This is a genomic window from Amycolatopsis sp. NPDC098790, assembly GCF_044759945.1.
In the GTDB taxonomy this organism is placed as follows: domain Bacteria; phylum Actinomycetota; class Actinomycetes; order Mycobacteriales; family Pseudonocardiaceae; genus Amycolatopsis.
The window spans coordinates 94,690-117,151 of record NZ_JBIWAI010000006.1 but is presented as its reverse complement, the minus strand read 5'-3'; the positions used below and the strand labels follow the sequence as shown (position 1 = coordinate 117,151).

21 protein-coding genes are annotated in these 22,462 nt (G+C 70.0%); 10 read left to right on the top strand and 11 right to left on the bottom strand.

The window, feature by feature from the left end; translation table 11 throughout:
• Nucleotides 1-130: 130 nt before the first annotated feature.
• A complete protein-coding gene (locus ACIQWX_RS37805; RefSeq protein WP_400881667.1) occupies nt 131-1,144 on the top strand; it encodes a LacI family DNA-binding transcriptional regulator in 1,014 nt (337 codons plus the stop codon).
• Between the two features lie 62 nt (nt 1,145-1,206).
• Here ACIQWX_RS37805 and ACIQWX_RS37800 read toward each other — a convergent pair whose 3' ends face one another.
• The 4 genes from ACIQWX_RS37800 to ACIQWX_RS37785 all read right to left on the bottom strand — a co-directional run bounded on the left by ACIQWX_RS37800 (nt 1,207) and on the right by ACIQWX_RS37785 (nt 5,710).
• Entirely contained in the window at nt 1,207-1,608 is a 402-nt protein-coding gene (locus ACIQWX_RS37800; RefSeq protein WP_400881665.1) for an alpha/beta fold hydrolase, read from the bottom strand.
• Nucleotides 1,609-1,652: 44 nt separating this feature from the next.
• Nucleotides 1,653-2,879, bottom strand: coding sequence for an alpha/beta fold hydrolase (locus tag ACIQWX_RS37795; RefSeq protein ID WP_400881663.1), 1,227 nt, complete (start codon nt 2,877-2,879; stop codon nt 1,653-1,655).
• Nucleotides 2,879-4,480, bottom strand: a complete 1,602-nt coding sequence (locus ACIQWX_RS37790) for a flavin-containing monooxygenase (protein WP_400881661.1) — start codon at nt 4,478-4,480, stop codon at nt 2,879-2,881. The genes ACIQWX_RS37795 and ACIQWX_RS37790 overlap by 1 nt, the downstream gene beginning before the upstream one ends.
• Before the next feature lie 192 nt (nt 4,481-4,672).
• Entirely contained in the window at nt 4,673-5,710 is a 1,038-nt protein-coding gene (locus ACIQWX_RS37785) for an SDR family oxidoreductase (protein WP_400881659.1), read from the bottom strand.
• A gap of 101 nt (nt 5,711-5,811) precedes the next feature.
• On the opposite strand from ACIQWX_RS37785, the gene ACIQWX_RS37780 reads away from it, so the two are divergent.
• Entirely contained in the window at nt 5,812-6,657 is an 846-nt protein-coding gene (locus tag ACIQWX_RS37780; RefSeq protein ID WP_400881657.1) for a helix-turn-helix transcriptional regulator, read from the top strand.
• Between the two features lie 3 nt (nt 6,658-6,660).
• Here the strand turns inward: ACIQWX_RS37780 and ACIQWX_RS37775 are convergent, their stop codons facing one another.
• A complete protein-coding gene (locus tag ACIQWX_RS37775) occupies nt 6,661-7,257 on the bottom strand; it encodes a TetR/AcrR family transcriptional regulator (protein WP_400881655.1) in 597 nt (198 codons plus the stop codon).
• Between the two features lie 102 nt (nt 7,258-7,359).
• Between ACIQWX_RS37775 and ACIQWX_RS37770 the strand changes: the two genes are divergently transcribed.
• Entirely contained in the window at nt 7,360-8,871 is a 1,512-nt protein-coding gene (locus ACIQWX_RS37770; RefSeq protein ID WP_400881653.1) for a carboxylesterase/lipase family protein, read from the top strand.
• Nucleotides 8,872-8,885: 14 nt separating this feature from the next.
• Nucleotides 8,886-9,923, top strand: coding sequence for an NAD(P)-dependent alcohol dehydrogenase (locus tag ACIQWX_RS37765; RefSeq protein WP_400881651.1), 1,038 nt, complete (start codon nt 8,886-8,888; stop codon nt 9,921-9,923).
• Nucleotides 9,924-10,061: 138 nt separating this feature from the next.
• Here ACIQWX_RS37765 and ACIQWX_RS37760 read toward each other — a convergent pair whose 3' ends face one another.
• Nucleotides 10,062-10,943 carry an NAD(P)H-binding protein gene (locus tag ACIQWX_RS37760; RefSeq protein ID WP_400881649.1) on the bottom strand — a complete coding sequence of 294 codons (882 nt, stop codon included), beginning with the start codon at nt 10,941-10,943 and terminating at the stop codon, nt 10,062-10,064.
• Nucleotides 10,944-11,023: 80 nt separating this feature from the next.
• Here ACIQWX_RS37760 and ACIQWX_RS37755 point away from each other — a divergent pair, with 80 nt between their 5' ends.
• Complete coding sequence (locus ACIQWX_RS37755) at nt 11,024-11,452, top strand: Rrf2 family transcriptional regulator (RefSeq protein WP_400881647.1); 429 nt, start codon at nt 11,024-11,026, stop codon at nt 11,450-11,452.
• Nucleotides 11,453-11,600: 148 nt separating this feature from the next.
• Here the strand turns inward: ACIQWX_RS37755 and ACIQWX_RS37750 are convergent, their stop codons facing one another.
• Nucleotides 11,601-12,731 (bottom strand): NADH:flavin oxidoreductase/NADH oxidase, encoded by a 1,131-nt coding sequence (locus ACIQWX_RS37750; protein ID WP_400881645.1) that lies wholly within the window; start codon nt 12,729-12,731, stop codon nt 11,601-11,603.
• Between the two features lie 133 nt (nt 12,732-12,864).
• Between ACIQWX_RS37750 and ACIQWX_RS37745 the strand changes: the two genes are divergently transcribed.
• Complete coding sequence (locus ACIQWX_RS37745; protein ID WP_400881643.1) at nt 12,865-13,665, top strand: alpha/beta fold hydrolase; 801 nt, start codon at nt 12,865-12,867, stop codon at nt 13,663-13,665.
• A 24-nt stretch (nt 13,666-13,689) separates the two neighbouring features.
• Here the strand turns inward: ACIQWX_RS37745 and ACIQWX_RS37740 are convergent, their stop codons facing one another.
• Nucleotides 13,690-14,436 (bottom strand): IclR family transcriptional regulator, encoded by a 747-nt coding sequence (locus ACIQWX_RS37740; RefSeq protein ID WP_400881641.1) that lies wholly within the window; start codon nt 14,434-14,436, stop codon nt 13,690-13,692.
• Between the two features lie 181 nt (nt 14,437-14,617).
• Here ACIQWX_RS37740 and ACIQWX_RS37735 point away from each other — a divergent pair, with 181 nt between their 5' ends.
• From ACIQWX_RS37735 to ACIQWX_RS37720, 4 genes are read left to right on the top strand one after another with little or no spacing between them, the layout of a single operon-like run.
• The gene (locus tag ACIQWX_RS37735) at nt 14,618-15,751 is read left to right on the top strand and encodes a CapA family protein (RefSeq protein ID WP_400881640.1); all 1,134 of its coding nucleotides are present in this window, start codon (nt 14,618-14,620) and stop codon (nt 15,749-15,751) included.
• A 29-nt stretch (nt 15,752-15,780) separates the two neighbouring features.
• The gene (locus ACIQWX_RS37730) at nt 15,781-16,980 is read left to right on the top strand and encodes a dipeptidase (protein WP_400881638.1); all 1,200 of its coding nucleotides are present in this window, start codon (nt 15,781-15,783) and stop codon (nt 16,978-16,980) included.
• Entirely contained in the window at nt 16,977-18,131 is a 1,155-nt protein-coding gene (locus ACIQWX_RS37725; RefSeq protein WP_400881636.1) for a M20 family metallopeptidase, read from the top strand. The genes ACIQWX_RS37730 and ACIQWX_RS37725 overlap by 4 nt, the downstream gene beginning before the upstream one ends.
• 11 nt (nt 18,132-18,142) lie before the next feature.
• Nucleotides 18,143-19,432, top strand: a complete 1,290-nt coding sequence (locus tag ACIQWX_RS37720) for an MFS transporter (RefSeq protein WP_400881634.1) — start codon at nt 18,143-18,145, stop codon at nt 19,430-19,432.
• A 13-nt stretch (nt 19,433-19,445) separates the two neighbouring features.
• On the opposite strand, the gene ACIQWX_RS37715 is transcribed toward ACIQWX_RS37720, so the two are convergent.
• From ACIQWX_RS37715 to ACIQWX_RS37705, 3 genes are read right to left on the bottom strand one after another with little or no spacing between them, the layout of a single operon-like run.
• Nucleotides 19,446-20,471, bottom strand: coding sequence for a zinc-binding dehydrogenase (locus ACIQWX_RS37715; protein WP_400881632.1), 1,026 nt, complete (start codon nt 20,469-20,471; stop codon nt 19,446-19,448).
• Complete coding sequence (locus ACIQWX_RS37710) at nt 20,468-21,286, bottom strand: MaoC family dehydratase N-terminal domain-containing protein (protein WP_400881630.1); 819 nt, start codon at nt 21,284-21,286, stop codon at nt 20,468-20,470. The genes ACIQWX_RS37715 and ACIQWX_RS37710 overlap by 4 nt, the downstream gene beginning before the upstream one ends.
• Entirely contained in the window at nt 21,283-22,440 is a 1,158-nt protein-coding gene (locus tag ACIQWX_RS37705; RefSeq protein ID WP_400881628.1) for a CaiB/BaiF CoA transferase family protein, read from the bottom strand. The genes ACIQWX_RS37710 and ACIQWX_RS37705 overlap by 4 nt, the downstream gene beginning before the upstream one ends.
• Nucleotides 22,441-22,462 lie beyond the last annotated feature (22 nt).

Here is a 22,462-nt window from a genome sequence, read left to right as displayed (position 1 = left end):
GACAGGTGGGTCGCGGCCGACATGCCGGGCGGTCTCACCCTGTTTGCCACGTGGCATAGATTTACCACGTGGCAAAATTGCCGGACAAGAAGCAGGGCTATCGGAAAACTTGGGTACTGGAGGGGCGACCGTGGCGGCTACCCAGCGCGATGTCGCACTGCGCGCCGGCGTCTCACGGCGGACCGTGTCGAACGTCGTCAACGACTACGAGCACGTCAGCGAGGACGTCCGCCGCCGCGTGCTCGCCGCGATCGACGAGGTCGGGTACCGGCCGAACCGCGCTGCGCGAAGCCTGCGCACCGGTCGCAGCGGGCTGATCGCCCTGGCGTTCCCGGAGTTCGACGTCGGGTACTTCGCCGAACTGGCGCGACTCGTCGTGCACGAGGCCGAACGCCGTGGCTACACGGTCCTGGTCATGCAGACCCTCGGCGACCGCGCCCGCGAGGTCGCCCTGCTCCAGCGCATTGATCGCCAACTGGTGGACGGTCTCCTGTTCAGTGCGTCGGCGTGCGACCCGGCGGACATCGAGAACAGCGACACCGGCCCGGTCGTCCTGCTGGGCGAGCACGAGATCCCGGGGATCGACCGGATCGCGATCGACAACGTGGCCGCGGCCCGGGCTGCTACCCAGCACCTCGTCGAGCAGGGCTGCCGCCGCATCGCGTTCATCGGCCGAGCCCGCGACTTCCGGTCCGACATGGCCGAACAACGCATCGACGGCTACGACCTCGAGCTGACCGCTGCCGGACTGCCGTTCCGGCAAGTGATCGAAGTGGACGGCTACCACCGTGCCCACGGCGCGGAAGCGGTGAGACACCTGCTGCGCGAACACGGTCCTGGCGGCGTCGACGGTTTGCTGTGCGCCAACGACCCGGTCGCTCTGGGGGCGATGCATGAGCTGGTCAACGCCGGACTGCGAGTACCCGATGACATTGCCGTGGCCGGCTTCGACGACATCGACGACAGCGCCTACGGGCTGGTGCCCCTGACTTCGGTGTCCCCCGACAAGCAGCAGATCGCCGAGCTCGCCGTCAGCCGGCTGATCGAACTCATCGAGGGAGCAGCCGGCTCCGGCAGTCACCAGCAGCCCGGGTTCGAACTCGTGGTCCGGGCAAGCTCACTTCGCACCGCACCTCCTCGGTAGGGATTCGAGCCGTGCTGCCATCCGGGTCACCAGAGGTCACCCAAGAGGAGCGCCGCGACCCGTCAACTCATCCGGCGTGCCGTTTCGTCGCTAGGATCGCTCTGTTCGAGCGAACCCGACGCGGCATTGGCCGTCAACGCTTCGGTGATCTCGTCCCATAGCTGAGGCGGCAGATCGTGGCCCATTCCCGGAAACGTGAGCAACCGGGCGGCCGGTGAGGCGTTGGCTGTGGCCTCCCCTCCGCTCACCGTGATCAGCGGATCTTCCTCGCTGTGGACGACGAGGAACGGGATCCGGACACTCCGCAAACTCGGAGTGCGGTCCGGAGCGGAGAGAATCGCCGCCAGCTGGCGACCGAACCCTTCCGGGCAGTAGGAGCGGTCATGGGCCGCGGCGGCGCGTTCCCGCAACAGGCTTTCCGCCAGCGGGTACTTCGGAGATCCGATCGCGCGGCTGATCCCCACGGAACGAGCGATCGCCTCCTCCCGGGTCGCCCCGGGTGGTCCCATCAGCGCGGCGGCCGCTTCGGCAGTCGGGCACCGACGCCCGAGTCCCCTGTGGTCGACATGATCGAACAGGCGGATGCGACGAGCTGCGAGTAGCGGATCGCCAACACCTGCGTGACCATGCCGCCCATCGAAATACCGGCTACATGAGCACGTGAAATCTTCAAGTACGCCAGTAGACCTGCTGCGTCCGCGGCCAGGTCATCGATCGAATACCCGGCGGAGGACGACAGCTTGGTCGACAAGCTGTTCGCCAGTTCGGCGGGATCAAGCCCGGCCAGGAACGGCAGCAGGAGCCAGCCGCCGATTCCCCAGGCGAAGCCGAAGTTCCTGGTGAGCACCATCGGGTCCGGGTCGAGGCCGCCGTAGACGTACACCTGCTTGTGGACGGTCGAGCCGTATCCCGAGGACGAGCCGGCCTTGTTCGCTGCCACCTCCATCGCTGTCAGGATCTGGCCGGCCAGCTGCCCGCCGCCGGTGGCGTCGAACGCCAGCGTCGCCGAGGTTGCCGCGATCGCCGCGACGAGGTCGTCCACGAACGTGGGCGCCGACGAGTCACAGACGTACACGGCGCCGATCGACCGCAGCAGTTCCGCCTGCTCCGGCCGGCGGACGACCGAGACGAGAGGTACCTCGTCAGCGCGGCACAGCTTCACCAGCATCTGCCCGAGGTTGGAAGCGGCCGCGGTGTGGACGAGCCCCGTGTGGCTTTCCCGGCGCAGAGTGGTCACCATGGCGAGCGCGGTGAGCGGGTTGACGAAGGACGACGCACCTTCCTTCGCCGTCACGTCATCGGGAAGCACGAGGCAGCTGGACAAGTCGGCGATCCGGTACTGCGCGTACGTGGCCCCGGCCAACGCGACTGTCTTGCCTTGCAACGCTTCCGCCGCCGGCGCCGCTCCGGTGGCGACCACCGTCCCAGCGCCCTCACTCCCCACGGGCAAGGACGTCCCCACTCGCCACGTCAGACTCCGCAGGCTGGCCGGCGGCAGTGGCGCCGTGACGATCGGGCGGTCGGCCGTACCAGAAGCGTTCGCGCCGGCGAGGTCGGTTCCGGCCAGGAGCAGCATGAGATCCGACGGGTTGAGCGGGGCCGCCTCGATCCGCACGAGCACCTGGTTCTCGCCGGGAACGGGAACCGGGACCTCGGCGAGGGAAAGTTCGAGCGTCCCGGTCGCGGTGACGAGGCTGCGCAGTTCGAGCGATGTCGGGGGTAGTGTCCGCTGCATCAGCACTTCTCCGGTCCGCTCTCAAGCCGGAAGGCGAGTCCCTCGAACTTCCCCGAATCCCGCCATTGCTCGATGTAGCCGAAGTACGCTGCCGCTCCGGCCGGGTAGCGGGACTGGGTGAGCCGCTCCCTGGCCCCCAGCGGACGGCCTTCGTTGTTGTAGTAGCCGGGGGTGCAGTCCGGGTTGTAGATCACGGATGCGGTGGGGTCTTGCAGCAGCTCGACCCACGCGGCCTGCGCCTCCGCCGTCGCCTCGACCTCCGTCGCGCCGGTGGCGCGCGCGTGGGCGATCACTGCGGCGGCGGTGGTCCCGGCCTCGACCAGGTTGTGGGTGACGTTCGAGATGAGGTTGGCCGCTTGCCCGGTCTGGATGACGAACAGGTTCGGGAACCCGTGCACGTGGATGCCGTGCAGCGTCACCATGCCCTCCGACCACGCTTGGGACAGGGCGACCCCGTCGCGGCCGACCGGGTCGAACCCGGACCGGCGCTCGTAAGGGGTGCCGAACTCGAAGCCGGAAGCCAGAATCAGGCAGTCGAGCGGGTGGTGCTGCCCGCCGACCCAGACGCCCGTGGCGTCGATCCGCTCCACGCCGAGGCCGTCGGTGTCGACCAGCCGGACGTTCGGCCGGGTGAACGCGTCGAGGTACTCGTCGTGGAAGCAGGGGCGTTTGCACAGCTGCCGGTACCACGGTTTGAGCGCCTCGGCCGTGGCCGCGTCGTGGACCACAGCGTCGACGCGGGCGCGGATCTCGTTCATCTTGTCGTCGTCGGCCGCCTCGTAAGCCTGGCGGAAGGTCTCCGGTGTCAGCTCGGCGGCTTCGGCGACGAGCCGGTCGCGGATCCGGATGGCGATGTCGGTCCACCCGTCCTGGACGAGGTCCTCCTCGGCGAACCCGCCGCCCTGCAGCGTGGCGAAGTTCAGCAGCCACTCGCGTTGCCAGCCGGGGGCCAACCGCGCGAACCACCCGGGGTCGATGGGGCGGTTGTCCCGGACATCGACCGAGGACGGCGTGCGCTGGAACACCGACAGCGAGCCGGCGTCCCGCGCCAGCCGCGGGATGCACTGCACGGCGGTCGCCCCGGTGCCGATGATCCCCACCCGCTTGCCGGCCAGCCCGGTCATCGGTGCGCCGTGCGGGTCTCCCCCGGTGTAGCCGTAATCCCATCGGCTGGTGTGGAAGCACTGGCCCTCGAAGGTTTCGATGCCCGGGATGCCCGGCAGCTTCGGCCGGTTCAGCGGACCGGTGCCCAGGGTGACGAACCGGGCCCGTAGTTCGTCGCCCCGGTCGGTGCGGATCAGCCACCGGCTGCTTTCCTCGTCCCACTGCACCTCGCGCACTTCGGTCGAGCACAGGGCACGCTCGTCCAGGCCGAACTTCTCGGCGATGCGCTGGGCGTGGGCGAGGATTTCCGGGCCCTCGACGTACTTCGCGGAGGGAACGTGGCCGGTTTCCTCCAGCAGCGGCAGGTACACCATGGCCGCGGTGTCGCACATCGCGCCCGGGTACCGGTTCCAGTACCACACGCCGCCCAGGCCGCCCCCGCTCTCGACGATGCGGACGTCGGTGACCCCGGCCTGGACCAGGCGTGCGCCTGTCACCAGGCCGGCGAACCCCGCCGCCGACGATCACGACCTCGACGTCGCCGGTCACCGGGTCGCGGTCGGCCCGGGGGGTGTGGGGATCGGCGGTGAAGTGGGCGAAGCGGCCCACCGGCTCGAGGTACTGGTCGGTGCCATCAGGGCGAATTCGCTTGTCCCGCTCCGCCCGGTACCGAGCCCGCAGATCGGTCGTCACTTGTTCTTCACCAGCCCCTTGGCAACCAGGCTCTGCGCGGCGGCGATGATCGCCTCCTCCGGACCGCGTGGCTGCCACCCCAGCAGGCGGCGGGCCTTCTCGTTCGACGTCTTCCGCGCGTAGCCGAGGTCGGGCACGATCTCCCGCATCTGCGCGGAAACCTTGGCGCCGGTCCGCACGACGAGGTCCGGAATGCGTCGCGTCGGGACGTTCGCGGCCGCTTCGCCCAGGCTCTTCCTGATCAGGTCGCCGATCTCCTTCATCGGGACCGCCGGGCCGTTGGAGACCAGGAAGCGCTCTCCGGCCGCCTCCTTCGCCGTCATGGCCAGGATGTGCGCCGCCGCGACGTCTCGCACATCGACGATCGGGAAGAACAGGTTCGGGTAGCCCGGCAGATCGCCGTCGAGGATGCGCTGGATCAAGTGGTTCGACCCGGAGATGTCGTGGCCCATGATCGGGCCCATGACCGCGACCGGGAGCATCGTCGTGAGTTCCAGCGACCCGCCCTCGGCCTTCACGAAGTCCCACGCGGCGCGCTCGGCGAGGGTCTTGCTCACCCCGTAGGCGTCGACACCAGGACCGTCCACAATGGTCCAGTCGTCGTCGGTGAAGACGTGGCCGTCGTGCGGGTGCCCCCAGCCCACGGCGTGGAACGCCGAGGTGAGCACCAGCCGCGACACCCCCGCGTCCCGGGCCGCGCGCAGCACCCGCAGCGTGCCCTCGCGGGCCGGAACGATCAGCTCATCCGGGTCCTCGACGTGTCCGGGCTGGACGGGCGAGGCGACGTGCAGGACGAAGTCCACACCGTCCATCGCGGCCGCCCACCCGGCGTCGTCGGTGAGGTCAGCGGCGACGAAGCTCAGCGCCTCACCGCTGACCATGCCGGCATCGGCGAGCACCGACCGCACGGCCGCTTCCCGGCGCGTCGACCGGACCGTGGCTCGCACCAGGTAGCCCTGGTCGAGCAGCTGGAGGATGCAGTGGCCGGCGATGAAGCCGGAGCCGCCGGTGACCAGGACCAATTGCTGTGTCATGACCACCATGCTTCTCGGAGCTGCGAGAAACAACCAAGCCCTCTCCTCCCTAGGAGTGAGAGGACCAGGCACGATTCGGACGGTCGGCTTACCGTCACGTCATGGCCGACGACACGAACCTTCTGGCGGACTTCCTGCGCGCCCGTCGCGGGCTGGTCACCCCGGAGCAGGTGGGGATCCCCGTCCTCGGTGTACGCCGGGTACCCGGCCTCCGGCGGGAAGAGGCCGCCATGCTCGCCGGGATCAGCGCCGACTACTACCTCCGGCTCGAACAGGGCCGCGACCGCAAGCCTTCCGCCCAGGTTCTCGAGTCGATCGCCAGGGCGTTGCAGCTGGACGAGGAAACGACCGCTTATCTGCTCAGCCTCGCCACCGACCGGCCGAAGCGCCGACGGCGGGCACCCCGTGAAGTCGTTCCATCCGGTATCGCGAAACTCGTCACATCGCTCCCGGTACCGGCCTTTGTGGAGGGTCGTTACCTCGACGTCCTCGCCGCCAACTCGCTCGCCACCGCGATTTCGCCGCGGCTCGTCGCCGGCGCCAACCGGCTGCGGGACGTCTTCCTCGATCCCGCCGAGCAAGCGCTGTTCCCCGATTGGGAGCTGGTGACCCGCGGGCTGATCGCCGGGTTCCGCCAATCCGTCGGCACCGACATCGACGACCCGCGCTTCATCGAGCTCGTCGGCGAGCTTTCCCTGGCCAGTCCGCGGTTCCGGCATCTGTGGGCGCGCCACGACGTCGCTCCTCGACAGGCCGGGCTCATGCGGTTCGACCACCCTCAGGTGGGCGAGCTGATCGTGAACCGGGAGAAGCTCCTCATCACCGGGACCGAGGGGATGATGCTGGTGATGTACCACGCGGACGCCGGCAGCGAGGCCGCCGGGAAGCTCGCCCTGCTGGCCTCTGCCGCCCTTCCGCCGGTCGGATCCCCCACTCGGACCACCTAGGCATCAGCCGCGGATCGCGGCGACCACCTCGTCGTAGAGCCGCACCGGGTCGGCGTCGCCGCCGTGGCGCACCCACAGCTGTGACGCGACGTCGAGGGACGCGAGCGCCGCGGCGATGATCCCCAGCGCTCGGGGGTCCGGGACCGGGCCGGACTCGATGCCCAGCCGCGCCTCGACGATCGGCACGAGCGACACCTGCCACGCCAGGCGCTTCTCCAGGTAGCGGGCGCGCAACGGCGGGTTGGCGAAGATCAGTGTCGTGATCTCCAGCACGCGCTCGGCGGTGTAGCCGGTGGTGCTGATCGTGATGAACCCGGCGCGGAGGGCGTCCCAGACGGAGACGTCGGCCGGCTGCTTCTCGACGGTGGCGAACAACAGCTCGCCCAGTTCGTCCTGGGCGCCGCAGACCAGGTCTTCCTTGCTGCCGAAGTACCGGAACAGCGACCGCTGGGAGACGCCGGCCTGCTTGGCGATCTGCGCGATCGTGGTGGCTTCGTAGCCCTGCTCGGCGAAGAGGGCGAGCGCCGTCTCGACGATTTCCGCGACAACGGCCTGTCGCGATCGGTCCCACAGCGTCGTGGTGGGGCGATCCGCATCCATTCACCCATCCTAACCACCCCTGTTCGACCACTGACCGCTTGTCATCATGTGCTAGCTTGGCAGTAACTGCCAAGTTGGTAGTCACTGACGAAAAGGTGAGTCATGTCGAAGGAAGACCCGGCCCTGGTCCGGACGGAAGCGGGCGCGGTCCGCGGCCGCGTCGAGGGCGAGGTGGCCGTGTTCCGGGGGATCCCGTACGCGGCGCCGCCGGTGGGCCCGAACCGGTTCCGGGCGCCGCAGCCGGTCGTCCCGTGGGACGGCGAGCGCGACGCGACCCCGCTCGTCTGGCCCACTTCCCCGCAGACGCTCGCCACGTTGGGCTCGCTGGACCTCGCCGCGATTTCGAACGACGGCTGGCACCGGGGCGACGACTACCTGACCCTCAACGTCTGGGCGCCCACACCGCCCGCCGAGCGCCTGCGTCCGGTGATGGTGTGGATCCACGGCGGCGCGTTCATCAACGGCCACAAGGACCTCGAAGCCGCCGACGGCGCTTCCTTCGCCCAATCCGGCGCGGTGACCGTCGCGATCAACTACCGGCTCGGTGTCGAAGGGTTCCTGCCCATCGACGGCGCGCCGACCAACCTCGGCCTCCGGGACATGCTCGCGGCCCTGCAGTGGGTGCAGCGCAACATCGGCCGCTTCGGCGGCGACCCCGGCAACGTCACGATCTTCGGGGAGTCCGCCGGCGGGATGTCCGTGTCCTGCCTGATGACCAGCCCGTTGGCTGAAGGGCTGTTCCACCGCGTGATCGCCCAGAGCGGCGCCGGGTCCACAGTGCTGCCGATCGACATCGCGAAGCGGGCCACCACCCGCGTCGCCAAGCACCTCGGCGTGTCCCCCGACGTGGCCGGCTTCGCCTCACGGTCGGCCGAGGACGCGCTGAAAGCGTTTGCCAAGGCGAGCCGGCCCGGCGCCGTCGACCTGCGCGACGACACCGGCCTCAACGCCTTCTACGGGTTCATCCTCGCCGGTCCCGTTTACGGGGACGACGTCCTGCCCGAGCACCCCTTGACCGCGCTGCAGCACGGCGTCGGCAAGGACGTCGACTTGCTGATCGGGACGACCACCGAAGAAGCGAAGATCTTCTTCTCGCCGACACCGCTGCGCTTGGCGCCGAAGCCGGTCGCCCGGTGGGTGCTGCGCCACGTCCACCCCGACGGCAACCGCCTGTACGACGCCTACGCCCGGCATTATCCCGGGCTCCGGGCGGGGATGGTGTGGTGCGCCGTCTTCACCGACCTGGCCTTCCGGTGGCCGGCCCGCCAGTTCGCCGAAGCCCACCAGGGCCGCAGCCACGTCTACGAGTTCGACTGGGCCTCCCCCGCGCTGGGCGGCCGGCTCGGGATCGCCCACGGCGTCGACATCGCCTTCACCTTCGACAACCTGGCCGCGATCACGGGACCGGACCGGGTCGGCGGCGACACGCCTCCGCAGGCGGTCGCCACCCACCTGCACGGGCTGTGCGCCCGGTTCGGCCGCGACGGCACCTTGCCGTGGCCGGAGTTCGACCCGGCCGACCGGCCCGTTTACCAGATCACCGCTCGGCGGCACGTCCACGAGCCGCCGCTGCCGGCCGCCGACTTCCTGCCCGCACTGAAGACCTACTGCTGACCGAGGAGATCACCATGCCCGAAACCCACGGCTGGGCCGCGTTCGAGCCCAACGGCGCCCTGACGCCGTACACCTTCCAGCGCCGCGAAGTCCGGCCCGACGACGTAGCGATCGAAATCGACTACTGCGGCGTGTGCGCCACCGACCTCGACGCCGTCCGCGCCGCCACGTCCGGGCAACCCCTCGTGCCGGGTCACGAAATCATCGGCCGGGTGACCGCGACCGGCTCCGACGTGACCGATTTCGCGCCTGGCGACACCGTCGGGATCGGCACCATCGTCGACTCCTGCGGCAAGTGCCCCGCCTGCGAAGTGGGCCGCGACAACTGGTGCTTCGACTACCCCACAGTCACTTACGGCGGCCACGACCGCGTCGACGGCTCGCCGACCTTCGGCGGCTACAGTCGTTCCATCGTGTCCGCGCAGCGGTTCGTCCACCCCATCCCGGCCGCCCTGGCCCCCGCCGCGGCCGCACCGCTGCTGTGCGCCGGCGTCACCGTGTTCGCTCCCCTCACCTTGTGGGGCGCCGGGCCGGGCAAGACCGTCGGCGTCGTCGGGATCGGCGGTCTCGGGCACCTGGCCGTCAAGTTCGCCCACGCCATGGGCGCGCGGACCGTCGTGTTCACCACCAGTCCCGGCAAAGCCGAGGCGGCGCGCGCGCTGGGTGCCGACGACGTCGTCCTCTCCACCGACCCGGACGCCATGGCCGCGTGGCGGTGGAAGCTCGACCTCATCATCGACACCGTCGGCGCGGCCCACGCCTTCGAGCCCTACTTCGACACCCTCGGCCTCGACGGCACCCACGTGTTCGTCGGCATCCACGACGAGAACATCAGCTTCGAACCGTGGCGGCTGCTCTACGGCGCCAAGCGGCTCGCCGGCGGCTCCGGCGAAGGCCCGCTGATGGTGCGCCGCATGCTGGACTTCAGCGCCCAGCACGGCATCACCGCGGACGTCGAGGTCCTGCCGGCGCACGAAGTCAACACCGCACTGGACCGGCTCGCCCGCAACGACGTACGCTACCGCTTCGTCCTCGACATGGCGCAGGCCTGACGCCGGGTCAGCGCGGGAGTCCGGCGAAGAAGCGGGCCATGGCGGGAGCCGTCGCGGTTGTGGTACGCGGCCACCTGCACTCCGACTTCGCCTTGCTCGAGCAGCTGATCCATCGCGCTTTGAACTGTGAGAACCACTTCACGCCACCTTTTCCGACAGTCCTTTGAGGACATCGCCTACGCCGGCCGGCGCGCGGCCGGTGATCCGCTCGACGTCCCCGATCCGCTGGTCGAACGCTCCGCCGCGGATCGCCGCGCCGAACGAGACCACGCTGCGCGCGACCGGCTCCGGCAGCCCGTTGGCGACCGCTTCGGCGAGCCAGGTGGCGTCGTCGACGGGCACCTCTTCGACCTCCACGCCGCCCGCCGTGGCGAACAGCGCGGCCAGATGGGCCCCGGTAAGCGCCTCGGGCCCCGCGATGTCGTAGACCTTGTTCGCGTGCTCATCACCGCCGGCCAGGACGGCAGCGCCGACGGCGGCGCAGTCCTCGCGGCTGACGTAGGCGGCGGCTCCGTCGCCGAAGTTGTGGACGAAAGCGCCGCCGGTCAACGGGTTCCGGGCCGACATCGATGCCACGTACTCGCTGTAGACGGCGTTGCGCAGAAACGCGTAGGGCACCCCGGAGCCCAAGAGCACCGCCTCGGTCGCCGCGTGGTCGGGCGCCATGGACGCCGGATTGTGCGCCGGGTCCGGATTCGGGAACGAGGTGTAGGCGATCAGCTCGGCGCCGGCACCCTTCGCGGCTTCGATCGCGGCCGCGTGCTGATCGACTCGCTCGGGAACGGGTTCGACGCTGATCAGCAGCACGCGCGTGGCGCCGGCGAACGCGGCGGGCAACGTAGCGGGATCCGTGAAGTCGGCGCGGCGCACCTGCGCGCCGCGCGCGGCCAGGTTCCCGAGCTTGTCCGGAGAGCGCGTGAGGAGGACGACCTCGGCGGCGTCGATGCCGCCGGTGTCCAGCAACAGCTCGGCGGCACAGCGTCCGAGGTGTCCGGACGCGCCGGTGATGACGAGGCTCATGAGCATCCATTCGTAGGCAACACTGTTACAAATTAGACCGTAACAGAGAGAGTTACAGATGCGCTAGACTGGTCCTCACCATGTCGAACAACACGCAGTTCGCCCTCGGGGTCCACGTGCTGACCATGCTGGCGAGCATGGCGCCGGAGATCCTGGTCTCGGACGCTCTGGCGGAATCCGCCCACGTCAACCCGGTCCAGATTCGCCGGGTGCTCGGCCGCTTCCGCCAAGCCGGGCTGATCGCGTCGAGACCGGGTGCGGGTGGCGGTTCGCAGCTCATCCGCGATCCGGCGACCATCACCCTCGGCGACGTCTGGCGCATCGTGCAGGGCGAGAGTCACGTACTGGGCTCCTACGCCGGGGACGCCCACTGCCCCGTCGGCCAACGAATCGAGTCGTGGATGGCCGACATCGATCGCCGCGCCCGCCAGGCGATCCAGGACGAGCTGCAGAAGACGACGATCAAACAACTCGTGGAACGCGCCCACGCCGGCATGACACCGTCATGATCGAGATCGGGCTCCCGAAACCTGTCAGGCTTCGCCGGCGGCCCGCCGCGCGCGCGATTTCGCAGGTTGGCGGCGTTGCCGCAGGTGCGGACGTCGTGCCAGACGCCACTGGCGTTCCGCGGGCCGTCCCAGAGCGCATGGGTGCGCTTCACCGGGAGCCGACCCCATCCGTGGACGGAACGAAGCCCGGGAAACTGCTCTCGCGTTTCCTCAGCCAGTACGAGATGCGAGCCGGCACTTGAGCGTATGGATCCGGCGAACCGAGCTTGCGCGCCGCGTCCATGGGCCAGTTCGGGTTGTGCAGCAACTCGCGACCCAGCGCCACCAGGTCCGCTTGACCGCTTTCGATGATGGCCTGGGCTTGCTCGGCGTGGACGATGTGCCCGACCGCCATCGTCCTGCTCCGGGTCCTCGCGCGAACTTGTTCCGCATACGGCACCTGGTAGCCGTAGTCCGCTTTCACGCCGGGCACCGGCCTTCCGGTGATGCCTCCTGAGCTGCAGTCGATGACGTCGACACCGTGCACTTCGAGTTCTCGCACCAGCTCGACGGTCCGGTCGATGGTCCACTCGGCATCCACGCAGGAGAGCCGGACGAACAGAGCCTTGCGGTCCGGCCAGACGGCGCGGATCCGATCGACGACCTCGAGGAGGAACCGGAACCGGTTGTCCCGGGAGCCGCCGTACCGGTCCGTGCGCCGGTTCGCGAGCGGCGAGAGGAAGCTGTGGATCAGGTAGCCGTGGGCCGCCTGCAGCTCGAGGACTTCGTAGCCGGCTTCGTCGGCGCGTCGAGCAGCGTTCGCAAAGGCCTCCACCGTGTCCTCGATGTCGGCGCGGGACATCTCGGCGGGGGTGCTGAACCCGTCGAGTCCGATGGGGACCGCGCTGGGGCCCAAGACCGGCCAGTCGTCGCCGGACGGCGTGGGCACCTGCGGCTCCCACGGTGGGTTCCTCCGCCCCTTGCGGCCGGCGTGGATGAGCTGGATGCCCGGCACCGCGCCGCCGGCCGTGACGACGTCAGCGAGCCGCGTGTGGAAGGGGACGAAGCTGTCGTCCCAGATGCCGAGGTCGCCCACCGTCCCCCGCCCGCTGCGCGCCACTGTCGTCCCTTCCAGGAGAACCAGTCCGGCACCCCCTTCGGCCAGCCGTCCGTAGTGGACGGTGTGCGTCCGCGTCGGCCTTCCGTCCACCCCGGAGTACTGCCACATCGGCGACACGACGACCCGGTTCTTCAACCGCACTCCGCGGATTTCGATCGGGCTGAAGAGGGCTTCCGGCATCTGACTGCTCCTTCGCTGGTGACCGGCACAGCGCGCGACGAGCGCGAGCGACCGATTGACAGGCGCCGACGCGGTGCCTACCGTCATGCTACCCAACGATACGTCGTATCACATTGCGGCACGAGGAGTGAGCATGGCGACCACCGATCGAGTTCTGGAGAGCCGCAAAGCCGCGCGGCCGGACGACACGGTCATCCACTATTCGATCAGCGGGCCGGCGGAAGGGCCGGCGGTTGTCCTGATCCACGGCTGGGCGTGCAACCGGACCGACTTCGACGGCGTGACCGGGTTCCTGCCCGGCGAGTACCGCGTGATCGCGGTCGATCTCGCCGAGCACGGTGAGTCGCGCTCAGCGCGCGACCGCTGGACGATGGAGGAGTTCGCTCGTGATGTGGCCGAGGTGCTCGACGTCGAGGCGGTGGCCGACTGCGTGGTGGTCGGACACTCGCTCGGCGGGGCGGTGGCCGTCGAACTCGGCCGGTTGCGTCCCGGCACGGTCCGGCACATCGTCGCCCTCGACGCCCTCCACTACCTCTTCCTGTTCGGCGCGCTGGACGAAGAACAGGCCGAAGGGTTGCTGCGGCCCCTTCACGCGGATTTCGCCGGCCTGGTCCGCGACATGGTCGAGGCGGGCTCACCGCCCGGCACCGACCCGGCCCTGAAGGACGCTCATTTCCGGAAGATGGCGGCGGTGCGGCAGCCGGCGGGCACCAAGGCGTTCGAAGGCCTGGTCGCCTGGGACATGGAAGGCGCTCTCACCGACGTCAAGCAGCCGATCACCGTGTTCGGGGTCCGGGAACTGGTCACCCAGGAAGCCCTGGACCGCCTCGGAAACCGCATCGACGTGGTGCTCGTCGATCTGGGCAGTCACCACTTCCCCGTGGAATCCCCCGAGGCGACGGCCGCGCTCATCACGGGCGTCGTGAGCGCGTGACGGCGGCCGGAACCGGACGCGCGGTCAGGGGGACGAGACCAGGCGGCTGATCTCGTCCGCGGCCGTCATGACCAGCTTCGCGAGGTCCTTTTCCTTCGAGGACTCGTAGCGCATCTCCGGAATGCTGAGCGTGACCGCCGCGATGGGCCGGCCGGTCGAATTGGTGATCGCCGCGCCGAGGGAGACCACGTGCGGGCGGTACCACGACGACATGTTCATGGCGTACCCCCGCTCGGCACTCCGGGCGATCTCTTCGCGCATCTCGTCGGGCGCCAGCATGGGGGTGCCTTCGAACTCCGCGGGTTCGGAGCGGACGAGCTCGTCGATCTCGTCCGGTTCCAGCCGCGCGATGATCGAGACGCCGCCGGAACTGGCGCCGAGCGGCACCCGCGTCCCGATCTCCATGAAGACGCGGATGAGCTGAGAACTGTCCTCCCGGGCGACGATCAGGTACTCGTCGCCGTCGCGCAGTCCCAGGAGCACTGTCTCCCCGGTTTCGGCCGCGAGGCCCTGGATGACCGGCTTCGCGACTTCACGCAGGTCCTGCTCGCCTGCACTGCGCAGCCCCAGCACGAGCGCCTTCATCGTCACGCCCCACCGCGCGTGCTCCCGGTCCACGATCCGCAGCCAGCGAGCCTGCTCGAGGGTGACCAGGCACCGCTGGACGGAGCTCTTGGGAATGCCCGTCACCCGAGCCAGTTCCGAGACGCCGATCGGCTGGCGCACCGCGACTTCCTCGAAGACGCGCAGCGTGCTCAGCACGCTGTTCATCGATCGGATGCTGCTGTTCGGCTTGTCCGGTTCGCCACCGTCACCTGCTGTGCCCATGAGGCCACGACCGTACCACTGGACGCACTGCCATACCTCATCCCGGCACAGCGCCGTCTTTACAGCGAGCTAAACGTCGTACTAATCTGCGGCACAGCGTGCCACGATATGGAACGGAGTTGGCATGGACCTGACTGTCGTAGGAGATGTCGTCGTCTCGGGGTGGCCGCGCCGCCCCGGGGGCAGCGCGGTTCCCGGCGCTTCGGCGTTCGGGTTGCTGCGGGACGGGGACCTGACGATCGGGAACCTCGAAGTCCCGCTCACCGGACGCGGGCAGCGCGCGGAAAAGCTGGTCGCCATGCGGGCGCCGACGTCGGGCGCCCCGGAACTGGCCGCGCTCGGGTTCGACCTGGTTTCCCTGGCGATGAACCACGCGATGGACTACGGCGCCGACGGGATGCGCGACACCGTCGAGGCGCTCGACGCCGCCGGAGTCGGCCACGCCGGTTTCGGGGAAACGCGCGCCGAAGCGACGCGCGCCCGGGTCGTCTCGGCGGCCGGCGAAAGCCTCGCGTTCTTCAGCTTTTGCTGCGCGCTACCGCTGGGCTTCGACGCGACCGCGGACCGCGCGGGGATCGGCGCCATCCGGGTGCGCCAGTCCTTCGAGTTCGACAGCGGCTTCCTGGACGAGACACCGGGCACGCCGCCGTTCGTCCACTCCGGCGCCCACGAGCCGGACGTGCGGGCAGCCGAGGCCCTGATCCGGGAAGCCAAGCAGCACAACGACTTCGTCGTCGTCGCACTGCACTGGGGTGTCCCCCACTGCTACCTGCCTGCGGCTCAGGGCCCGCTGGCCGAGTACCAGCAGCCCCTGGCCCGGCGGCTCGTCGACGCGGGCGTCGACCTCGTCATCGGGCACCACCCGCACTGCCTGCACCCCGTCGAGTTCTACCGGAACGGGCTCATCCTCTACTCGACCGGCAACTTCGTCTTCGACTGGTGCGACGGCTGGAACGCCGAGTCGATGGTGCCGAGGGAAGACGCCCACCCGTCGGCTCCCTACCGCCCGGCGCTGGTCCGGGGCCCGTGGTTCGAGAGCGCCGTGTTCCGCGTCGGGCTGGGCGGCACCGGCGGACCCACTCTCCGCCTGGACCCGATTGAACTCGACCCGGACAGCCAGCCGGTCCTCCCGCGGCCGGACGTCGCCGCGTCGATCCTCGCGCAGGTCGCCGAAGCGTCCAGGGACCTCGACCCGGCCGTCGTCGTGGACGCCGACGGCACCGTGCGCCGCGCCGCCGTCGAGACCGCGACCGCCTAGCCACCACCGACCACGAAGGAGCGCCTCCGATGTACAGCCCCGCCGCCAAGCCCGACGACTACGAATCCTTCCCCTACCTCCGGCGCGGAACCGACTTCCCCGCCGTCGAACTGTCCGATCCGAGCGCTCGCCGAAGCCGGTTCGCCACCGGTTCGGCCGACGACCGGGTCGAGCGCCTGCTGGCGGACAACGTGACCATCAGCTTCCACGACCACCCGCAGCTGCTGCCGGCCGATTTCGCGGACACACCCGACTTCCTGCGCGCCAAGCACGAGTTCACCGCGTTCACCGAGCTGCGCCGGGCCGGCCTGACCGCGGTCTTCGACAACTGGTTCGGCGTCATCGGCTCGACGCGCCGGACGGGCTGGAAGTGGGACGACCTGATCACGACGCTCGGCCTGCGGCTCGCCGACCTCGCCCACCAGGACGGCGTCGTCGTCGCCCGGACCGTGCGAGACATCCTCGACGCCCACCGCGACGGGCACGTCGCCTTCGTCATGGGCACCGAGTCCGCCGGCATGATCGAGAACGAGCTCGACCGCATCGACGTCCTCTACGGACTCGGCATCCGGCAGATGGGCCTGGTCTACGCGGAGACGAACACGCTCGGCAGCGGGCAGAAGGAGCGGCACGACGGCGGCCTGACCGCCTTCGGCAGGCACGCGGTGGAGCGCATGAACGCCGTCGGCATGCTCATCGACGTCTCCCACGCGAGCGACCGGACGTCCCTGGACGCGATCGAGGCGTCGGCCAAGCCCATCGCGATCACGCATGCGGGCGCGCGGGCGGTCTGGCCCATCGCCCGGATGAAACCGGACGAGGTCCTCAAGGCCTGCGCGGAACGCGGTGGCGTGCTGGGCATCGAGGCGGCGCCGCACACGACCGTGTCCTACGACCACCGGTCGCAGTCGATCGAGTCGGTGATGGACCACTTCACCCACGCCGTCGAGGTGATGGGCATCGAGCACGTCGCGTTCGGCCCGGACACGCTCTACGGCGACCACGCCGCCTTCCAGAAGGCCATCGGCGACGTGATCGGCTCGTCCACGGTGTTCGACGCGGGCGACCTCGAGTGGGAACGGGTCAGCCACGTCGACGGGCTCGAGAACCCGACCGAAAACTTCCGCAACATCGCCGGCTGGCTCGTCGAGCACGGGTACCGCGACGACGAGATCACCGCCGTGCTCGGCGGCAACATCCTGCGGCTGCTGACCGAGGTGTGGCGATGACCGGCATCCAGAACCAGATCGAAAGCGCTTTCGCACAACACCTCGACGACGTCTTGGCTCTGTCGCACGCGATCAACGCCGACCCGGAGCTCGCCTTCGAGGAGCACCGGACCTCGGCCGCGATCACCGACGTCCTGACACGGCACGGATTCGCCGTCGAAAAAGGGGTCGCGGACCTGCCCACGGCCTTCGTCGCCTCGGCGGGCTCCGGCGAGCTGGTGTTCGGCGTCTGCGCCGAGATGGACGCGCTCCCCGGCATCGGGCACGGCTGCGGCCACAACACGATCGCCGCGGCCGCCGTCGGCGCGGCACTGGCCCTGGCCCCGTTCGCCGACGAGCTGGGGTTGACGCTCAGGGTGTTCGGCACGCCGGCGGAGGAACGCGGCACCGGCAAGGAGATCATGGTCAACCGCGGCGTCTTCGCCGGGACGCACGCGGCCATGATGGTGCACCCGTCGCTGAAGGACGTCGTCAGTCCCCAGTTCCGCGCCTCGCGGTCCTGGCGGATCGAGTACACCGGCCGCGGCGGACACGCCTCGCGGCCGTGGAACGCGCTGAACGCCGCCGACGCGGTGGTGGTCGCGCAAACCGCCATCGGACTGCTGCGCCAGCAGCTGCGCGACGGTGTCCGGGTCCACTGCGTGGTACCGGAAGCCGGGTCGGCTGTGAACGTCATCCCCGACCGGGTCGTGGCCGACTGCATGATCCGCTGCGACACCATCACCGAAGTCGACGAAGTGTGGGCGCGGGTCCGCCGGTGTTTCGAAGCCGGCGCGCTCGCGGCCGGGACCACAGTGGACTTCACCACCCAGCCGTCGCTGTATCGCGAGGTCCGGCACGACCCGGACTTGGCCGCGCTGTTCGAAACCCGCGCGAAGAACTTGGGCCGCACGTTTCCGGACTACCCGGACAAGCTGTTCGGCTCGACCGACATGGGCAACGTCTCGCAGGTGATTCCCGCGCTGCACCCCATGCTGTCGTTCGACCTCCCGCCCGAGGACGGGAACCACACCGCCGCCTTCGCGGCCGCGGCCGGCGGCGCGGAAGGCGACCGGTTCGTGCGCGACGGCGGCCTGGCGATGGCGCTCACGATCGCGGACGTCGCGCAGTCCGCACCGATCCGGGCCCGGCTGACGGCCACCGAGGACTGAGGAGAACGACCATGGAACCCACTCGGCTCGGCACCGTCCCGGCGGCAGCGACCGGACGGAGCAACCGCCGGGCGCTCGTCGCCGGCAGCATCGGCAACGCCGTCGAGTTCATCGACTGGGCGGTCTACACGACGTTCTCGTCCGTCTTCGCACACCACTTCTTCCCGCCGGGCAACGACAGCGCCGCGCTGCTGTCCACTTTGGCCATCTTCGCCGTCGGGTTCGTCGTGCGGCCCGTCGGCGCGGCGATCATGGGTGCCTACGCCGACCGGCACGGCCGCAAGAAGGGTCTCGTCCTCACGATCAGCCTGATGGCGGCGGCGACGTTCGTCATCGGGGTCTCGCCCTCCTACGCCCAGGTCGGCATCGCGGCACCCGTCATCCTGGTGATCGCGCGCATGGCGCAGGGCTTCGCCGCCGGTGGCGAGTTCGGCTCGGCGTCGGCGTTCCTCGTGGAGTCGGCTGGACCTGGCCGCCGCGCGTTCGCGGGCTCGTGGCAGCAGGTCTCGGTCGGCGCCGGCATCCTCATCGCCTCGGGCATGGGCGCGATCGTGACGTCGGTGCTGCCGCGGCAGGCGGTGGACAGCTGGGGCTGGCGCCTGGCGTTCGTCGTCGCTTCGCTGTTCGGGCTCATCGGGCTCTGGCTGCGCCGGTCGGTGGAGGAAACGGCTTCGTTCCGCCAGGTTCGCGGCCCCCGGCGCAACGTCCTGGTGACGATGCTCCGCGAGCACCCGAAGGCGGCTCTGCGCGTCTTCGGTCTCAACATCGCCGGGGTCGTGCTCTACAACATGTGGCTGACCTACCTGCCCACCTACGCGGCGGTGTCGACGCACATCCCGCTCAACCAGGCGCTGCTGGCCAACGTCATCGGGCTGGTCACCTTCGTGGTCCTCCTGCCGTTCGCGGGGATGCTGTCCGATCGGATCGGCCGCAAGCCCACCATGGTGGCGTTCGCCGGTGGGTTCCTGCTGCTCGCGTGGCCCGCGTTCCGGCTGTTGAACGGCGATTTCCGGCTGCTGCTCCTCGTCCAGGTCGTCGGGCTGGTCCTGCTGCTGGGCTACTCGGCCAACGTCGCGGCCGTCATGGCCGAGCAGTTCCCGCCGGAGGTCCGCGCGACCGGCATCGGACTCCCCTACGCGCTGTCGGTCGCGGTGTTCGGCGGCACCGTCCCGTACCTCACGACGTGGCTGACCACCCACGGGCACGGGACGTGGGTGTGGCTGTACTGCGCGATCGCCGCCGCGATCGGCCTGGTCGTCTACCTGACCATGCCCGAGACGAAGGACAAGGCCATCGACTGAGGTGGCCGGCGGGTCAGTCGATCGTCAGCACGACCTTGCCGAAGCGGTCCGGGCTCACCAGCCGTTCCTGGGCCCGGGCCACTTCGGCCAGCGGGAACACCGAGTCGACCACCGGCCGCACCTTCCGCTCGGCGAGCAGGGCGAGGACGTCGGGGACCTCACGGAGGTCGCCCGCGTGCGCTCCACGGAAGTCGATTTCGTGGCGGTAGAGGGTGTACAGGTCGATGTCGGCGTGCGGACCCGAGTGCGAGCCCATGCCGATCAGCCGGCCACCGGGGCGCAGCGCGCGGATGGACTCCTGGATGGTCGCACCGCCAGCCGAGTTGTGGACGAGGTCGACGCCCCGCCCGTCCGCCAGGGAGCGGACCGCCGCGCCGAAATCCGGCACCTGCCGGTAGTTCACGACTTCGTCGGCACCGATCCCCCGCAGCAGGTCCCGCTTGTCTTCGGTGCCGGTGGTGGCGATGACCCGCGCGCCGAGAGCCCGGGCCAGCTGCACCGCGGCGGTGCCCACGCCGCTCCCGGCGCCGACGACCAGGGCGGTCTCGCCGGCCTGCAGGTCGCCGCGCGTCACCAGCATGTGCCAGGCCGTCAGGTACGCGAGCAGGCTCGCCGCCAGCTCGACGTAGGTCAGGGAATCCGGAGCCGGGATGGCGTTGCGGGCCGGGACGGCGAGGTACTCGGCGTACGTGCCGTCGGTGTGCTCGCCGAGGAACTTCAGGTCGCGGCAGCGACTGTCCACATCGGATCGGCAGGCGTCGCACGCGCCGCAGCCCAGCATGGGCAGCAGGACCACGCGTTGCCCCACCTCGACGTTCGTGACCGCGCTGCCGACCGCCGCGACGTCTCCGGCACCTTCGACACCGAGGATGATCGGGAACGGCGGCTGCTCGGCGAACCGCCCGTCCCGGACGAGCACGTCGGCGCGGTTGAGCCCGGCGGCCCGGAGCCGGACCAGGACGTCTCCCTCGCCGATTGCCGGACGCTGCACGTCATCGATTTCGACGACGCCGGCCTGCCGTACGATTCCGGCCTTCATCGCGCTTTCCTTTCGCCTGTGGGCATTTCGACCTGCGCGGTCGCGGTGACCCGGCCGCTGTGATCGCGGACGGAGACCGACCGCGACGAGCCGATCCCGGGTGACCGCACCACCAGGCCCTGGTGGTCGAACAGCGGCGCGACGACGCGGTAGTCGATCGCGGCGGCCGGCGCCCCGGTTCCGCGGACGGCTTCCGCCATGACCAGTGCCTGCAGTGGCCCGTGGACGACCAGACCCGGATAGCCCTCGACGTCGCGCGCGTAGTCGCGGTCGTAGTGGATGCGGTGGGCGTTGTAGGTCAACGCCGAGAAGCGGAACAGGACGGTCGGGTCCACCGGGAACGCCCGCTCGTCCGCTTCGAGCGGAACCGGGGTGGCCACCGGCGCCGCGGCAGGCGCGGCCGCGGCTTCCCGGTAGACGATGTCCTGCTCTTCGACGACCTTCACCACGCCGTCCTGGCTGAGGGTGTGCCGGACGACGACGAAGGTCAGCGGGCCCGACCGACCCGTCTTGTCCGTCGTCGACACGATCTCGGTGCACCGGGTCGCGGCCCGGCCGACGACCAGTGGCGCGGTCCGGGTGACCCGGCCTCCGGCCGCCATGCGCCGGCGGCCCGGCGCGGGTGGCGCCGGGATGCCCCCGCGCACGGGATGGCCGTCCGGCCCGAGATCGGCCTGGCGCGGCCGGTCGAGCAGGTAGACCCAATGCCACAGCAGCGGCAGCCCGTCTGTCTCCAGGTCCGGCAGATCGACGCCGAGCAGCCGGGCGAGCGCCACGGCGGGCTCCGGTTGCAGCACTTCGGTGCGCTCGGTCACGGGGTGAGCTCCTCGCGCCGGGCCCCGAACTCGGTGCGGAGCTCGTCGTTGTGCTCGCCCAGCCGGGGTACCGAGCCCAGTACCGGCTCGACTTCGTCGATGTCGACCGGCGGCAGCAAGGCCTGGACGGCGCCACCAGGGGCCTGGACCTGCTGCCAGCGATCACGCGCGGCGAGCTGCGGATGGTCGAGGAGCTCGCCCGGGCGGCGCAGGCGGGCGCAGGCGATCCCGGCGTCGCCGAGCAGTTCGACGACCCGGTCGGCGTCGAACGCGGCGAACGCCACCTCGATCAGCGGATCGATCAGGTGGTCATGGGCGACGCGTTCGGGGTTGTGGGCGAACCGTGGGTCCTCGGCCAGGTCCGGGCGCCGGAGCACCTCACGGCACAATCGAACCCATTCGCGATCGCTTTGGACGCCCAGGAAAACCTGGTTGCCGTCGCCAGTCCGGTAGGGGCCGTAAGGGGCGATCGACGCGTGTTTCGCCCCGGTCCTGCGGGTCTCCGAACCTCCGTAGAACGCGTGGTACGCCGGTTGGACCGTCCATTCCGCCAGCGCGTCGAGCATGGCGACCTCGATGGTCGCGCCGACGCCCGTGGTGGCTCGGCGCAACAGCGCGGTGAGGATGCCGGAGTAGGCGTACATGCCCGTCGCGATGTCCGCGATCGAAATCCCCGCTTTGCACGGCTGCTCCGGCGTGCCCGTGGCGGTGACGAGCCCCGCTTCGCACTGGATGAGCAGGTCGTAGGCCTTCTTCGCCTGGTACGGGCCGCAGGGGCCGTAGCCGGAGATCGAGCAGTGGACGAGGCCGGGACGGGCCGCCCGCAGGGTCGCGGCGTCGAGCCCCAGGCGTCCCACCGCCCCCGGGACGAGGTTCTGGATCACCACGTCGGCCGTCGCGATCATCGCGTCGAGGACCCGGCGGTCGGCCTCGTCCTTGAGGTCGAGCTCGATCGACTCCTTGCCGCGGTTGAGCCAGACGAAGTAGCTGGAGTCGCCGTGGACCGTCCGGTCGTAGCCGCGGGAGAAGTCCCCGGCGCCGGGGCGTTCGACCTTGATGACGCGGGCACCGAGGTCGGCGAGCTGGCGGGTCGCGAAGGGTGCGGCGACCGCCTGTTCCAGCGCGACGACGGTGGTGCCTTCGAGTGGGAGCATGGAAAGCCTTTCGTACCCGGCG